Here is a 14712-nt window from a genome sequence, read left to right as displayed (position 1 = left end):
TTTATCTAGGAGTATGTATAAATTTAATATTTAAGTTTTCAAGGCTTAAAAGGCTTTCAAAAGCCTGACGAACTAAATCGTGTTCAAAGTGCCATTCAATAGGCAAGTCATCTGCTACCTGTCTTTGCCTTCTTGCTTGGTTAATAATAGCCTCTTGTCCATTGAAAAAAGGTTTAAATTGCCCATTAGCATCCACAAAATTAAGCATTCCAGATTTAGCTTCTTGAAAAACTGCATTTTTAATACCGTCAAATTTTACAGGCCCCGGCATTTCAAAACTTTGGTTCCAAGGTTTACCACTAATCAATTCTTGGTAAGATTTGGCGGCATCACTCATTGATTCATTTACAGTTTTCCAACTACCTTTCCCTATTACTTTTAGATAGTCAGATAATACTTGTGCGGTAATAGTACCACCACCTCTAATTGCCAGAAAAGCACCTCCATTAGAGCTTGGAGTTAAAACACCAAAAATATCAACAAAAGTAATAGCAGCATCCAGATATGCTTGGTACCATTCTCCCGCTGGAACTACATGCATTTCTCCCTGATGCTGGTACCTAACCTTAAAAAGCCTACCCAAAGTCTCATTACTAATTGAACTGGAAATATCTAAGCCGGAATTTTCAGCAATTATCCTAACAAATCTACCTTCCTCTTCATCAGAATAAAATAAATCTTCAACCATTTTAACCAAGTTGAACATACCATCATAAAAATTTATTGCTATAGAAGCTGTAAAATAAGCCATCTTAGTGCTAATATCATTAGGAAACTCATCATTACAACATTGTTGGTAAGCAGAACCTTCTAAAGCAATGTTTAATGCTTCTGATATGTTACTAGATAGAACCGCATTTACAAATCTTTTTTGTTGTAGTGTTCCTGATTGTAATACTTCTAAAGTATACCTGGAAAAATTAATAGTTTCTAAGATTTTTTCATTAGTCCCTAATAAAATAAACAATGCGTTGGCCTGATCTTCATTTATTAATTCCTGACCTAGTGCATTACCAATTTCAGAAAAAACCTTAACCGTTTCAATATTCTCGGTGCTTTCTAATAATTTGATGGCATCCTGTTTTGTGATTACATCATTAACGAATTGGTTCAGAATTTCTATCGTGGAAGCCTTGGCAGTTTCTAATTGTTCAGGATTGTCTTTAAAAATCCATAGAAAGTTCCCGGATGCATTTACCAGGTCTTGATTTGCATCAAACAATAACTGCATTCTTAGGTTACGGTCTGTAATATTTAGGAATTCTACTAGTTGATAATCATCTACACCAAACTCCCCATTGTTGATAGGGCAATCACCGGTATCGCTAATTGGGCAATCAGAGGTTTTAGCAATACCGCTTTTATTGGCTGGACAGTCTATAATAATACCTGTTGTTATACAATTGGAACCTTGTGGCCACCAAGGTGGTAAATCTCGACTTCCTCTACATTCTATTACCAATCTAATTCTGCAACCACCTCCACCAGCGTTGGTTCCACCTGTGGATGAGCCGTTATCGTATGGATCACCTCCGTCATCTCCAGTTGAATCTGAATCCCCTGAGTCTCCTGAACCAGATCCTCCACCGGTTCCGCCCAAGGAGTTGTCATTATATACGTTGACTTCTGAACAAGGACAAGGCAAATCTGCGGATTTAGCAATACCGGAATTCAAAAAGGTATCCAATGAATATTTGTTGATAGTTCCATCAAACGAATCCATCGTTTTCTGTCCGAAAAATAACCCATTGGCTAATTCTTCAGTCATTTTATATTCCAATACAAACGCAACTAATTCATCACCATCCACTGACGGATTTACGATAAGATTATAAAATGTATTAGGTTCCGGATTATTGGGATAGATTTTAAAGGTATAGTTGGTATTACCATCCAAATCAATGACTTCAGTAATGTTTTCTAAAGGGATTTGGCCAAAAGAGGTTTCTACATAGGTACCGCTACCAGATGATTTTTGCGGCAAGCCTTTCATTTTGTTAGCAACAAAGCTTTGTAAAGCGGGAACATCCTTTGCATCCACCATATTTCTAATAGTACCTTTTTCTATAGCACTATTCTCGACAGGTATTTCAAGTTCTTCCTGCTGGCAGCTGACAAAACAGCAAAGTACAAATAGCACACATATGTACTGCGTAACTAGTTTTAAATAATGTTTCATAATTAATATTTGATTGTTAATTGTTTTTAAGAAGCATAAGTAGGTGTTCAGACTTGGAGCTGGGCATTAGGGGAATCAATATTTTGCCTATCTATATCCATATTTGGATCATTCTATCCCAAATTTTGCCCTTAATAAAGGGGGCAACCCCTGACCATACCTCAAACTTTGCCTACCCTGGCCAAAATTTGGGTATGAAGGTGGGGGTCACCCCCTTACCGCTAGGGGTTAGACCCCTATCCAAATCCTAAATATGGATCGATTTGATCCAAATCTGGGGTGTTGGGTGCTAATTACTCTTCACTATCAGGAGTATTGTTGGTTCCGGTACGATTAAAGAGTACGCGCATATCTTCATGCACTGCTTTTGCTCCGGGTTCATTCTCCCCGGCAAGAAACCGGATCATTCGGTAAAAGCTTAAAGCATTGTTGTAGTTATCGTGATCGAGTAAGGTTTTCGTATCAATAAGTTGGGTAGAGAGATTTTCTAGTAGTTGTACCCTGTTTTCTATTTGTTGTCTTGCAGTATAGTCACGGTCAAACTCCGCTTTGTCTACAAATCGTGGAACCCAGTCTGGATGTTGCTCCATATAGTTTTTGGCTTTGTCTACGATCAGTTTGTTCTGATTGGCGATACGCCCATATTGTCGACGTTGATCTGGAGTAAGGTTGACGGTCTTACCATTTAGGATTTGCCGTATCCCGAGTAAATGTTGATCTAGCTGTGCTAGTTCTTCTTCTGTAAAGCTTACGCTTATCAAATTCTCTAATGCCATTTAAATAATTTTATGATTATTAAATTTGATCCGTATTTTGATAAGTGCACTTGTTGTTTTGGATCGGGGCAAATGTAATGGAGAGAAAGTGGTGGATGCAAGGAGAGGTAGTCTCAATTCGTGAATTATTGGTAGTCAATTTATGAATTGAGAGTTCTAATTATTGTATGCAAACCCTTTTTTTTCAAGCATACTAATAAAATAAGAAGGTCTAAGGCTAGTTTTTTTATAAAATGCTCTAGCAAAAGTTTCTGAGCTATTAAAACCTGCTTCTTGTGCTATGGCTTTTATTTTAAAATTTCTAAATTGACTATCATTTTTCATCCTGTCAATAACATATTCGATTCTTAAGTTATTAAGATATTGACTAAAATTAATCTCGTAATGATAATTTATAATTTTAGATAAATATTTCGAGTTTGTATCAAACTCTTTTGCCAAAGAATTGATCGTAACTTTTGAATTTAAAAACGATTTTTTACTTTCAAAGTCTTGCAGTTTTTTTAAAATTTCTTCAACTATTTCCTTCGAAATTCCTATGTTATTATTTTTACTTGGAACTTCTTTAAGTGGCTTCACTTCAACAATAGATTTTTTATTGATCAACTTTTCGAAACGTATCTTATATATTTTTTTCTTTCTATATTGATAATAAAATAATGCACTTACAGATATTAAAATAAAAATTAGTAGTGCAATTAAATCTTTATAATTATCATTTTTACCATCAATTTCTTTCAGTAACGATTCCTTTTCAGAGAGAAGCAACGGCGTGTCGTAATCAGCTTGAATTTTGTTATTTATCACTTTGTAGTTTGCCGTTAAAACACTGTCTGTATAAAGCAAATTATTCACATATTTTAATTGGTTTTTAAGATCATTCGTTGACTTGTAATAGTTCAATAGTTCTTTATATACTTCTCTATCGCGGACAGTAACATAATTTGAAATATCAATTATTGAATCTATTTTTTTATAGTATGAAATTTGCTTTTTCGTATTAGCCAGCTTTCCATAAGATTTACCAATATAAAGATATAAATCGATCAAATGATAATCTTCAAAAAATTCTCGATTGGACTTTTTTGAAAATTCAGGTATAATAGATTTTAATGTTTCGATTGATCGATTAAACTCATTATCATAGTAAGCATGAATACCGTAGTTCAATGAATATAAGTAATGAGTCTCTTTCTTTTTAAAAAAATCCCTTTCCTTCTGATTGAGAATCTTGGCAGAGTCAATTTCTTTACTGTAACGATAAGTAGTAATCAATTCAGAAAGTGTAACTATGTATGATAGAGAATCAATTTTAGTTTTATTTTTTTTGCTACTCTCATAATTTAAGCATTCTTTTAACAATTTTTTAGCCTCATTATATTTTCCTAATCTTCTTTTTAAAACAGCGATGTTGTGCTTTATTATATAGAAATAATATTCGTTTGTGTTTTTTTGTGCAAATTCCAACCCCTCCAAATAGTTATCGATAGCTTCTCTAAACATTCCCTTGTTCTTATAATAGTTGGCCTTATTTATAAGTAACAATGTTGGAAAACTTTTATCATCAAGTTTTTTACTTATTTCAATTGCCTTATCTAGATGATACATCCAGTTCTCATGATCTATTCCATAATACACCGCTAATAAATAATGCCCCCAACTTTTATAGATTTCTATTTTTTCGATCTCGGCTTTTTTCAAATAGGCTTTCGCAAAGTTTTTTGAATGTATCTTTTGAGTTTCATCGTTTAGATGCTGATAAAACTTTTTATATAAATCATCAAAAGAGTTTTCTTGGATAGTATCGGCTACATTGAGTTTTTCTTGACAATAAGAGGAAAATACAATTAATACGGATAGATATATTAAATATTTCTGAAGTCTTAATGAAGATGTTATAATATTTAGTTTAGTCATTTTTAATGACGATTTGGAATAAGGTATAAATAATTCTAATGTAGATTTATAAGAATAAACAAAAATCAAAAATAATCTAAAAAGTAATAACAAAATTCCTGAATTTCAACACTAAATTCATGAATCGAGATCACCTCCCCTTGCACTAACGCAATTCTCCCCCATATATTTGCTTCGAACAAAATGTAGTTCTAAAAATCTGATCAGTTACAAAACTACAGTAAAAATCAATACTAATTTTATAGAATTCCGTAATGGCATTAGAGAATTTAATAAGCGTAAGCTTTACAGAAGAAGAGTTAACACAACTAGATGGGCATCTGTTAGGGATCAGACAAATCTTAAATGGTAAGACCGTAAACCTAACCCCAGATCAACGCCGACAGTATGGGCGTATTGCCAATCAAAACAAACTGATCGTAGACAAAGCCAAAAACTATATGGAGCAACATCCTAACTGGATCCCTAGTTTTTTGGATAAGCAAGAATTTGATAGCGATTATATCGCCCGCCAACAAGTAGAGGGTCGTGTACAGCTATTAGAAAATCTTACACAACAACTGGTAGATACCAAAACACTACTGGATCATGACAACTATACCAATGCACTTAGTTTTTATCGTATGAGTCGATATCTGGCCGGAGAAAATGAACCAGGAGCCAAAACCGTCTATGAGGATATGAAAGTACTGTTTAGCAAAGCGACGACGCCTAATAATGAGGACACAACCTCTTAGTTTACTAATTACAAGAGATGAGTTAGCCAATATGTCTCATAGTATACCACTCACAAGTATCATACAAATAGTGGTTACCCCACCCAACAGCACTTCGAAGGATCAATAAACTATTTCGAAGGATTAAAATACTAGTTATAACCCCAGGAAATAGGGCTGATAACCTGTACATCGAGCCTTATAAGCCATCAAATAACGTTTATAAGGATCAAATTGATTCCTAGAAGTGCTTAGTATAAGGCTGATGAGTATTAAAATGATGCTTATAAATAGTAATGTAACAGATAAAAATACTATGAAAAGGGGTTAGCAGTCTAGATGCGTCACATCGAGTGCGTATCGAGATGAAGGAGTTTGGAGCACTACGACCAATAAGAAATAAAAAATCTAAAGATCGCAAGATCCAATAATCCAATAATCGAAAGATCTAATGGATCAAAACAAATAAGCCGTTACGCAGCGGACAAGGTGGAAACCGAAAAGCCTTTTAAGAATAGAGTAGGTAATTAAAACAATTTTTAATAATAGTTATATGAACAAGTCATTTTATAAAATAGTAACCGTAGTATTAATTGGTATTATCACTTTTTCTTGTGCAGAAGAAGAGGACGAAGCTCAAATTCAACCAACGTTTGAAAACTCGGCTGTGATTATCCAAAATGGATTGAACAAAGGAAAAAGTGATGGTGCTGAAGTTAAAACTATTGAAATCATAAGTTTCAATGAAGAGTACCAATTAGCAGAAGGATATAATATCGAAGGAAATAAGTATAGTGATGATGGACAGTTTAATGATGAGCAAGCTGGTGATGGAATCTATACTTTTATAGAGGATGATAAAAATTTTAACCCAACTGAAAACACTAATGAACAGCTTACTACTATAAATTTTGGGGAAAACTTTAAACATCTTGATAAATTAAATAGATATTTAAAAATTTCAGGATTGAATAAAGTAGGAGGTAAAATAGGGTGTAGCGTAAGAACAACTACTTGTGTAGAAACTAGCTGGTGGAATAGCTGCTGGCCAATGAAAAGTCCTTGCACTTGTGTAGAGTTTTATGATTGCAAAATTGAAGTGTCTTTTTAATATCCTATGTAAATTTTGTGGATTTAATAAGTAAATTACCTTTGAAAAAGCTTCAAAGCATTTATATCTCGATGATCGAGTGAATTTAGAAATCAGTACAAAAAAATGACCACATCCTTTAAGACCCTTTTTACAGTTTTATTGTCCGTATTAGTGATCAATACAATAGTTACTAATGTAACCTTATGGTCTGAACTTGGTTTAGAGCCGCAATTTATAATACTGAGTTTGTGGAAAATATTACTTACGGGTATGGTCATCGTTGCGATAAAGAAATGCAAGTTGGATACAGTCTTAGCGTATAAGAAGAATTTTTGGCCCGTTTTGTTGGGAAGCAGTATAATTATTCTATTGTCTTTTTATAATGTTAACAGAGCCTTGCTTTTTGATGGACAGGAAGTAAGCTTGAGTTTACAGCTATGGTATCTGTGTTCAGCCCTTAGTACAGGAGGTTTTGAAGAAGTTCTTTTCAGAGTTTTTGTATTTAATTCTTTGTACACTCTTTTCTCTAAACAGGAGATTAACATTAGATATTTACACAGTATTATATGGACATCCCTGTTGTTTGGGGGTGTTCATATGGTCAACTTATTAAAATCCGATTATGATCTTTTTTCGGTTATAAGTCAGATAATCATAGCATTTGGAATTGGAGTTTTGTTTCAGAGTCTATTGATTAAATATAAAAACATATTAGTTGTCATCACATTACATGGGCTCTTTAACTACTTTGGGATGTATAGATTTTACTTGTATACCAATACTGATGAGATAGTTCATAATACAGTTAATGATTATCTAAATTCTCTTGTGTTGACCATTGTATTTGCTGCTAGCATTAGCCTAATAGGTTTTCTGCTGATAAGGAAGAATATATCTAAAGAAACATCCAAATGATTCAACAATCGAACATGTCTAATTATCTAAAGGTCTAAAAAGATCTAATTAATCCATAACAACTTTTTACTGCAATAAGAGATTTGCAGCCTTTATAGACGGTGTCTCAGGATACCGAAAGGGTACTTCTATGTCAATTTTTAAAGAAGAAAGTAGTCAGTAAGTATGGTAGCGGTGAGTCTTTGAGGACAGTGTCTACAGGGACTGTATGTCAGTACCTATACGTCTCTGGAGGAAGCTCAGTGCCCGAAGCCCGAAAAACTAATAATCCAACAATCGAAGGATCCAATAATCTAATAATCCAGTAATCGAATAATCTAAACAAAGTAAGGAAAACAACTCATGAACTCAACAAAAAATCAACAAATCATAGACGGAATCATCGCTGGGGATAGTGCGGTTCTAAAAGCATTTTATAAAAAAAACCTGCCGCCGGTAAGAAAGTTAATTCTTCAATATCAGGGCACAACAGAAGATGTAGAAGATGTGTTTCAGGAAGCGTTGGTAGTACTGTATCACAAACTACGGGCAGGCAATCTAGAATTTCAGCAATCATTGCATTCCTATTTTATAGGTATCTGCAAAAATATCTGGAGAGCACAGTTTCGTAAAAAACAAATGTTGGCATATGACGATTTCGTACTACATAAAATAACAGACTCTTCGGCAACGGTAACGGATAAGATGATCCATAAACAGCAGCAGGAGGTGTACCATAAACATTTTACCAGGCTTGGTGATACAAGTAAACAGATACTGGCAATGTTTTTTGAAGGAAAAAGCATGCATGATATTGCTACCAGTACAGGTTATACCGAAGGATATACCCGAAAAAAGAAGTGCATCATTAAAGAAAAGTTACTAAACATGGTACAAAGTGATCCATTATATCCAGAGTTAGTTTGCTAATTAGTAATGAGTACAAAGCATGAAGTATTAGGTAAGTGGTGAGTTTGTGAGGACTTTATGTATCAAAGTCCAAAGTCATCACATCGAGTGCGTGAGGTACGAGCGTGTATCGAGATGGAGACCGTGTGAATACTGAATATCAAATACTAAATATAAGATGTAAAAGTATGAAGCAGTTAATGAGTTTGTAAGTGGTGAGTATTTTAAAAGCTAAGCTTACTGTTGGGCCGACACAACTCTAAATCTGAATTACGAAACCCCTCTCCTTTGAAGGAGACGTTGGGTGACGATGTTATCCTAAAAACTAATCATCAAAAAAACTAAACAAAAACTCGTTGCGCAACGAACAGGCGGAAACCGAAAAGCCTTTTATAATAGAGTAGGTAAAAATGAATTAATTTTTTAAAAAATGAAAAAATTTAAAGATTTCAAAATTGAAAAACTTAGCTTGAATAGTATTCATGGAGGTACTAAATACGTGGATACTTCTTTTGGAAGCGGTGATACCGCTCAATGTGATTGTTTAGAAGATACTAACGAGAACGGAAAAGCTGATGCAGGGGAATGCATGGAAATCATCAACTGTCAATAGAGTGTTAATAATTTAAATTTAATATTATGAAACGAATTAAAGATTTTCAAAATTCAGAAATAAAAAGGACTTCCTTGAGTGCTATTAATGGAGGTAATCATTCTCCAACTGGTAAAAATGCTAATGGCCAATATACCGATGTATGGGAAGATAGTAATGGAGATGGAAGATTTGGAGTGGGTGATATGTTTTGTTTTGTAGAACCTTATGACGTACGTTAATAAGTTTTAGGAGATAAAACTCCTAAGATTTGTATTAAAAATAAAGAGATAAGGATTCTCTTTGAATACTCTTATCTCTTTATATAAAAAGTTATATTTTACACGGATCAATTTTAAAACCTAAAGCATGAAATCGCAATATATTTTCCTAATTTTTATATCTCTTTTGTTTTCTTGCGGACAACAACCTACAGATGAAGAAATCGAAAAAGCTTTTCAGCAAGTTAATAATGAGACGCTTTGGAAAGAATTGGAGGAAATGGTCTATAATGATCAATATTATCGAAGTCAGAAAAGTGGACTTGATAAAGATGCTTTGGATTATCAGAAAAAAAGAGATTCATTAGAAAATATTAGAATAAAAAATGATCACAAAAACACCAGAAGAATTATAGAGATCACGGAAAAATATGGATTTCCTGACCCCGATAGAACGGGTAAACCAATCTCTGCTTGGGTATTATTGCATCACGCTCCTACAGAGTACCACGAAGAAATTAAACCGTTGATAGAGAGAGAATATCAGGCCAAAAGAATGGATAGTATGACCTATGTAATGCTCAAATGGCATGTAAATGGTAGACAAGGATTGCCATAAAGAACAATTATTAAAACGGAAAATATATGAAATCATTTATAACCTTAAGTATTTGCTTACTTGCAATAGTTTCTTGTACACAAAACATACGAACAGATCAAGAAATAGAACAGGCTTTTCTGAGCTTAGATAAAGCTAAATTATGTAAAGAATTAGAAACAATGACGGAAAACGATATGTTATACAGACGTCCATTAGATTCTTTATATAAGATAGGGCAGGCACCACCAAAAAAACAATGGGATTCTCTCTGGAATTTGCAAACACAATTAGATGATCAAAATACACGTAGATTGATAGAAATCACAGAAAAATATGGGTTTCCAGGACCCAAAAGAGTTGGAAAGCCATTGCCAATCTGGATTATATTTCAGCATTCGGATGAAAAATATTGTGATCAGTTGATACCCTTGTTAGAACGTGAGCTGGAGGCTAAACGTATAACGGTTGGAGAATATCAAATGATTCAATGGAATTTGGACGGAAGAGATTCCATACTACCTTTTAAAGTAGTTGTAAAAAACTAATTCTCTAACACATATTTTATAATTATGATACTTGTAATTGGTGATGCTAATGACATTACCACTAATATAACTATGGAGTGGATTCAGCATTATACATCTGATGTCAAGAGAATAAACTTCTCTGATTTCACACCATTAAACGGTCTAAGATTAAGCAATGACACCAATAGCGTGGTGTTGGCAGATATCGATATGAGTACTGTGCATAAAATATGGCATAGACGTGGTAGTATTCGGTTCTTATCAAAAAAACTTAGAGCAAATACAAGTCTATATCCCTATCTAAAAAAAGAAGAAGACAGTTTATTGAAATCATTAGAAGATATGCTGGGAGATCATTCAGAATATATAGGAAGTTATCACAAAGAAGTCGAAAATTATAAAATAGATTATTTGATCACTGCAAAAGAATGTGGGATCAGCATTCCGGACACCTTGATCACCACTGCTAAAAAAGAACTAAAATTGTTCTTTAATACATATGACCAGATTATCACAAAAGATATTAGATATGGCATTAAGATTCATCAGGCAGAGCAGAGCTTATATTCTGCAGGAACGTTTATTGTGAACCAAGAGATGATAGGGTCTATGAATAATACATTTGCTCCGACACTGGTACAGGAAAAAATAGAAAAGAAATATGAGATAAGGGTTTTCTTCTTTAAAGAAAGGCTGTATCCAATGGCAATTTTATCTCAGAACGATAAACAAACTACCATAGATTATCGTAATTATAATAGAAAAAGACCCAATAGAAATGTACCAGTATTGTTGCCAGACACTATTGAAAAAAAAGTACTTGATTTTATAGGGAAATGCGGACTTTCGACCGGATCGATAGATATGATTGTAGATACGTTCGATAATTACATTTTTCTGGAAGTGAATCCACAAGGACAACTGGACTGGGTTTCTAAAAATTGCAATTACCATATCGAAAAAGAAATTGCAGAATATCTGATCTCATAAACCAATAAAAAATGATATGCAAAGCATAAACGATCTAAAACCAAACTTGCCGCTCACTTTTCAGAAAGTAGAAATTAAAAGAAGTGAGGGCACCAAACCTCATAAAACAATTACAGTAGCGTATATCGATACAGATGCGATGACTCCATACAGTTTTTATAGACCCATTTCTAAAATGATATTATTATGAAACTGAAACAAATAGTTCCATTTAAATTAATTGCAAGTTGTGTTCCGGTAAAAGGCGCTCAGAGAAGCACAATTTGTGATCTACAACGTGGTGATGTTAAGATGATTCCTAATGATCTATTTAAAATACTTAACGAACATGAAGGGAGAAGTATTAAGGAAATTAAAAAAACATATCATAACAAATATGATAGCATCATAGATGAGTATTTTCAGTTTTTATTGGATCACGAATTTATCTTGTTTACTTCAACACCAGAATTGTTTCCAAAGATGTCAATGGATTGGTATGAACCTGCAGAGATCACACATGCGATTCTGGATATTGGTGAAGAATCCAACTATGATATATATAAAGCACTTACAGAGTTAAATGATTTGCACTGTAAACATATAGAGTTTCGTTCTTTTAAAAATATCAAATTAAAAGAATTAATAGCTATAATTGAGTTTATAGAAGCATTAAAGTCATCTATTATATCGATAGATTTTACAATTCCTTACTCTTGTGATTTTGAAACTGAGATCATACAGAAGTTCCTGTTTGATTTCCCAAGAGTTTCCTCGTTTAGGTTTTATGGAACCCCTGAGACAAAATTCATTCCACCTATTGATGGTAAAAGAGGGTACATTATCTATGCAGAAAAAATGTTAAAGAATGAAAAGTTTTGTGGGATTGTTGATTCAAGTTTATTTTCGGTAAATATTAAAACTTTTACCGAATCTCTAAAGCATAATTCTTGTTTGAACAGAAAAGTAGCTATCGATAGAAATGGAGATATTAAAAACTGTCCATCTATGAGTAAGTCATTTGGTAGCATTGATAAGAAATCGATTAAAGATGCTTTACAAAATACTGATTACAAAAAGTATTGGAATATTCATAAAGATCAAATTGAAACTTGTAAAGACTGTGAGTTTAGATATATCTGTACAGATTGTCGGGCATATATCGAAAATCCTAAAGATTTATATAGTAAACCTTTAAAATGCGGATACAACCCATATAACAATACTTGGGAAGATTGGGAAACCAATCCCTTAAAAAAAGAAGCTATGAATTATTACGACCTATTAGAATTAAAAGATGTTAACGAATAAAGAAATAAAAAGGTAACATTTCATCTCTTTCTGACACTATACCATAGGAAACCATCAATTAACAAACAAATGAAAAAACACATATTCCTAATTATAATACTTTGCGCTCAAATGAGTTTTGCTCAGCAAGGATTCGAGCCTTGCTTTCGGTTTGTAGCAAAAGACAGTGTACGAATTCATCTAGACAAAGAAGAAAAACCAGTAACCCAGGACTGTGCCTATTTCTATAGATTGGCCAAAGTAAATCCAGAGAACCTGAATATCGAAAGTTACTTCGAAGATTATTATATCCATAATGATACTCTTGCCGTAAAGGCTTCGGTAAAAGAAGGAAAGTTGGAAGGGAATTCGATTGTGTATTACGATAATGGAAATAAAATGATGGAAGGAGCCTACAAAAACGGAAAGAAAACCGGAGAATGGAAACACTGGTACGAAAATGGAAAACCATATATTACCTATTTATATAAAGATGGTCAAGTTCGTATTTTAGAATATTTCTCCAGAAAAGGAAAGGTAAAAGTGAAAGATGGAAACGGGACATTCAAAAATTCAAGAGGAAAAAGACACGCAACCATTGAAGGAAAAGTAAAAAACGGATTACCAGATGGTGTCTGGACGTTGACACATAAATCAAATGACAGAAGGATCTATACAGAAACATACGAACTAGGGAAATTTATAAAAGGAGAAGGTTATCTATTTGGAAGTTATACCAAAACAACTTATACCGCTGCCCCTTTTATTGCTATTGACGGAGATTTAGAAGCAGCAGAATCCTTAAACCTAAACGATTGTAATTCTTGTGAAAAGCATATGGTAGGGTATAAAAACATTGATTACCAATCCGCATTAGGAACTGATAACTTCTACTCTTATCTGGCAAAAATATATACTACTAATAATAAAAAAGGATATGCCTTATGCAGTTTTATAGTTTCTGAAACTGGTCTGCTTAAAGATATTAGTATTAATAATAGTAGCGCTGTTGTAAATGATGATACGGCTGAGTTAAAATCGTTGATTCTAAATTCCGGTACATGGACTCCACGAATACTAGATGCCATTATGACAAAAAGAAAGATTCCGGGAATTTCTCGTAGAATGGTAAAAAAACCGATCCCAACAGTTATTAATTTTGTGATTCACTATACCGATAAAGGCTATCTTTTGTATCCCGAAGCTTTTACTGGTGCTGCTATTAGTGCGAAGAAGTGATAAAGTATCAATTACAAAGTATAAAGTATTGAGAAGTTATTTTGAAACAAGCTTGTTGGTAGTAAGTTAGGTAGGTAGCTATTTGCGAATGGGTATATGTATACTGAATTTACGAGGACTGAGGCTCTCGAAGTTCGAAGTTAATTGATAAGAATGTGTGTTTGTGAGTTTTGAGTATTTGAAAACTGAGGTTCCTCCAGAGATGAACACGTCTCGAGGCTCATAATCTAACCAATCTAATCATCTAGAAAAAATGAAACAAGAACAACAATTGTTATACAAAGTGATGCGCAATTTTGAGGGCATGCAAAAGATAGAAGTTTTTGACCTTTTACATAGAATAGAAGTATTACTCTATTATGCAAAGAGTCCCCTCAAGGCTGAACACCTTAAAAGAATCATCTGCACCAACTTGGATCAGGACACCGAGGTAGACCCTTTTAGCTTTACCATCTTACCTAATGGTAACTTTTGTGAGTTTGAGGGTTCAAATGACTGGATCCATATTTATAAAGAAATCAAAAGAGGTTTTGGTAGCTGGAATCCTATTACCACCTATTATTTTAAGACAAAATATGCTCCTTTAGAACTTCTAAAACTCACCAAAAAGAACCTGATGGAAAATATACATAATACCCCACACGAGTTACCGGTTGCTATGTTTCTGTCAGCAAACAGGATCTCTAAAAAAAATTCGACTACATCGAAAATGTTGTTATTGGAGGTTGACTAGGGAGAATAATCCTTATTTTTTACAAATAGAATGGTAACATTCGGGAAGTTAGAAAC

General features: G+C 33.5%; 16 protein-coding genes. 13 read left to right on the top strand and 3 right to left on the bottom strand.

Annotation, left to right across the window (positions count from 1 at the left end; translation table 11 throughout):
• Position 1: 1 nt before the first annotated feature.
• The 3 genes from ACE94K_RS05145 to ACE94K_RS05135 all read right to left on the bottom strand — a co-directional run bounded on the left by ACE94K_RS05145 (position 2) and on the right by ACE94K_RS05135 (position 4872).
• On the bottom strand, positions 2-2179 hold the full coding sequence (locus ACE94K_RS05145; RefSeq protein WP_378180893.1) for a Tox-REase-5 domain-containing protein: 2178 nt from the start codon (positions 2177-2179) through the stop codon (positions 2-4).
• 293 nt (positions 2180-2472) lie between these two features.
• Positions 2473-2955 carry a hypothetical protein gene (locus tag ACE94K_RS05140; RefSeq protein ID WP_378180890.1) on the bottom strand — a complete coding sequence of 161 codons (483 nt, stop codon included), beginning with the start codon at positions 2953-2955 and terminating at the stop codon, positions 2473-2475.
• Between the two features lie 156 nt (positions 2956-3111).
• Complete coding sequence (locus ACE94K_RS05135; RefSeq protein WP_378180887.1) at positions 3112-4872, bottom strand: helix-turn-helix domain-containing protein; 1761 nt, start codon at positions 4870-4872, stop codon at positions 3112-3114.
• A 254-nt stretch (positions 4873-5126) separates the two neighbouring features.
• On the opposite strand from ACE94K_RS05135, the gene ACE94K_RS05130 reads away from it, so the two are divergent.
• The 13 genes from ACE94K_RS05130 (at position 5127) to ACE94K_RS05070 (ending at position 14656) form a co-directional block, all read left to right on the top strand.
• Positions 5127-5609: a hypothetical protein gene (locus ACE94K_RS05130; RefSeq protein ID WP_378180884.1), complete on the top strand. Its 483-nt coding sequence runs from the start codon at positions 5127-5129 to the stop codon at positions 5607-5609.
• 532 nt (positions 5610-6141) lie between these two features.
• Positions 6142-6699: a hypothetical protein gene (locus ACE94K_RS05125; RefSeq protein ID WP_378180881.1), complete on the top strand. Its 558-nt coding sequence runs from the start codon at positions 6142-6144 to the stop codon at positions 6697-6699.
• Between the two features lie 105 nt (positions 6700-6804).
• A complete protein-coding gene (locus ACE94K_RS05120) occupies positions 6805-7596 on the top strand; it encodes a lysostaphin resistance A-like protein (RefSeq protein WP_378180878.1) in 792 nt (263 codons plus the stop codon).
• Between the two features lie 342 nt (positions 7597-7938).
• Positions 7939-8505 carry an RNA polymerase sigma factor gene (locus ACE94K_RS05115; RefSeq protein ID WP_378180875.1) on the top strand — a complete coding sequence of 189 codons (567 nt, stop codon included), beginning with the start codon at positions 7939-7941 and terminating at the stop codon, positions 8503-8505.
• A gap of 409 nt (positions 8506-8914) precedes the next feature.
• Positions 8915-9097 (top strand): hypothetical protein, encoded by a 183-nt coding sequence (locus ACE94K_RS05110; RefSeq protein ID WP_378180872.1) that lies wholly within the window; start codon positions 8915-8917, stop codon positions 9095-9097.
• A 26-nt stretch (positions 9098-9123) separates the two neighbouring features.
• Entirely contained in the window at positions 9124-9318 is a 195-nt protein-coding gene (locus ACE94K_RS05105) for a hypothetical protein (protein ID WP_378180869.1), read from the top strand.
• 127 nt (positions 9319-9445) lie between these two features.
• A complete protein-coding gene (locus ACE94K_RS05100) occupies positions 9446-9916 on the top strand; it encodes a hypothetical protein (RefSeq protein ID WP_378180866.1) in 471 nt (156 codons plus the stop codon).
• 26 nt (positions 9917-9942) lie between these two features.
• Positions 9943-10443, top strand: a complete 501-nt coding sequence (locus tag ACE94K_RS05095) for a hypothetical protein (protein WP_378180863.1) — start codon at positions 9943-9945, stop codon at positions 10441-10443.
• 24 nt (positions 10444-10467) lie between these two features.
• Entirely contained in the window at positions 10468-11415 is a 948-nt protein-coding gene (locus tag ACE94K_RS05090; protein ID WP_378180860.1) for a hypothetical protein, read from the top strand.
• A gap of 16 nt (positions 11416-11431) precedes the next feature.
• Positions 11432-11605 carry a hypothetical protein gene (locus ACE94K_RS05085; RefSeq protein ID WP_378180857.1) on the top strand — a complete coding sequence of 58 codons (174 nt, stop codon included), beginning with the start codon at positions 11432-11434 and terminating at the stop codon, positions 11603-11605.
• Entirely contained in the window at positions 11602-12705 is a 1104-nt protein-coding gene (gwsS, locus tag ACE94K_RS05080; protein WP_378180853.1) for a grasp-with-spasm system SPASM domain peptide maturase, read from the top strand. The genes ACE94K_RS05085 and gwsS overlap by 4 nt, the downstream gene beginning before the upstream one ends.
• A gap of 69 nt (positions 12706-12774) precedes the next feature.
• Positions 12775-13923: a toxin-antitoxin system YwqK family antitoxin gene (locus ACE94K_RS05075; protein ID WP_378180850.1), complete on the top strand. Its 1149-nt coding sequence runs from the start codon at positions 12775-12777 to the stop codon at positions 13921-13923.
• A gap of 253 nt (positions 13924-14176) precedes the next feature.
• Positions 14177-14656 carry a hypothetical protein gene (locus ACE94K_RS05070; RefSeq protein WP_378180847.1) on the top strand — a complete coding sequence of 160 codons (480 nt, stop codon included), beginning with the start codon at positions 14177-14179 and terminating at the stop codon, positions 14654-14656.
• Positions 14657-14712 lie beyond the last annotated feature (56 nt).

It is taken from the genome of Aquimarina besae (assembly GCF_042434905.1).
In the GTDB taxonomy this organism is placed as follows: Bacteria; Bacteroidota; Bacteroidia; order Flavobacteriales; family Flavobacteriaceae; genus Aquimarina.
Note: the sequence above shows the minus strand (reverse complement) of the source record. Positions and strands in the feature narration are given on the sequence as shown.

Coding starts and splice junctions, on each gene's coding strand:
- ACE94K_RS05145 (WP_378180893.1), bottom strand. CDS start 2,179: ATGAAACATTATTTAAAACTAGTTACGCAGTACATATGTGTGCTATTT.
- ACE94K_RS05140 (WP_378180890.1), bottom strand. CDS start 2,955: ATGGCATTAGAGAATTTGATAAGCGTAAGCTTTACAGAAGAAGAACTA.
- ACE94K_RS05135 (WP_378180887.1), bottom strand. CDS start 4,872: ATGACTAAACTAAATATTATAACATCTTCATTAAGACTTCAGAAATAT.
- ACE94K_RS05130 (WP_378180884.1), top strand. CDS start 5,127: ATGGCATTAGAGAATTTAATAAGCGTAAGCTTTACAGAAGAAGAGTTA.
- ACE94K_RS05125 (WP_378180881.1), top strand. CDS start 6,142: ATGAACAAGTCATTTTATAAAATAGTAACCGTAGTATTAATTGGTATT.
- ACE94K_RS05120 (WP_378180878.1), top strand. CDS start 6,805: ATGACCACATCCTTTAAGACCCTTTTTACAGTTTTATTGTCCGTATTA.
- ACE94K_RS05115 (WP_378180875.1), top strand. CDS start 7,939: ATGAACTCAACAAAAAATCAACAAATCATAGACGGAATCATCGCTGGG.
- ACE94K_RS05110 (WP_378180872.1), top strand. CDS start 8,915: ATGAAAAAATTTAAAGATTTCAAAATTGAAAAACTTAGCTTGAATAGT.
- ACE94K_RS05105 (WP_378180869.1), top strand. CDS start 9,124: ATGAAACGAATTAAAGATTTTCAAAATTCAGAAATAAAAAGGACTTCC.
- ACE94K_RS05100 (WP_378180866.1), top strand. CDS start 9,446: ATGAAATCGCAATATATTTTCCTAATTTTTATATCTCTTTTGTTTTCT.
- ACE94K_RS05095 (WP_378180863.1), top strand. CDS start 9,943: ATGAAATCATTTATAACCTTAAGTATTTGCTTACTTGCAATAGTTTCT.
- ACE94K_RS05090 (WP_378180860.1), top strand. CDS start 10,468: ATGATACTTGTAATTGGTGATGCTAATGACATTACCACTAATATAACT.
- ACE94K_RS05085 (WP_378180857.1), top strand. CDS start 11,432: ATGCAAAGCATAAACGATCTAAAACCAAACTTGCCGCTCACTTTTCAG.
- gwsS (WP_378180853.1), top strand. CDS start 11,602: ATGAAACTGAAACAAATAGTTCCATTTAAATTAATTGCAAGTTGTGTT.
- ACE94K_RS05075 (WP_378180850.1), top strand. CDS start 12,775: ATGAAAAAACACATATTCCTAATTATAATACTTTGCGCTCAAATGAGT.
- ACE94K_RS05070 (WP_378180847.1), top strand. CDS start 14,177: ATGAAACAAGAACAACAATTGTTATACAAAGTGATGCGCAATTTTGAG.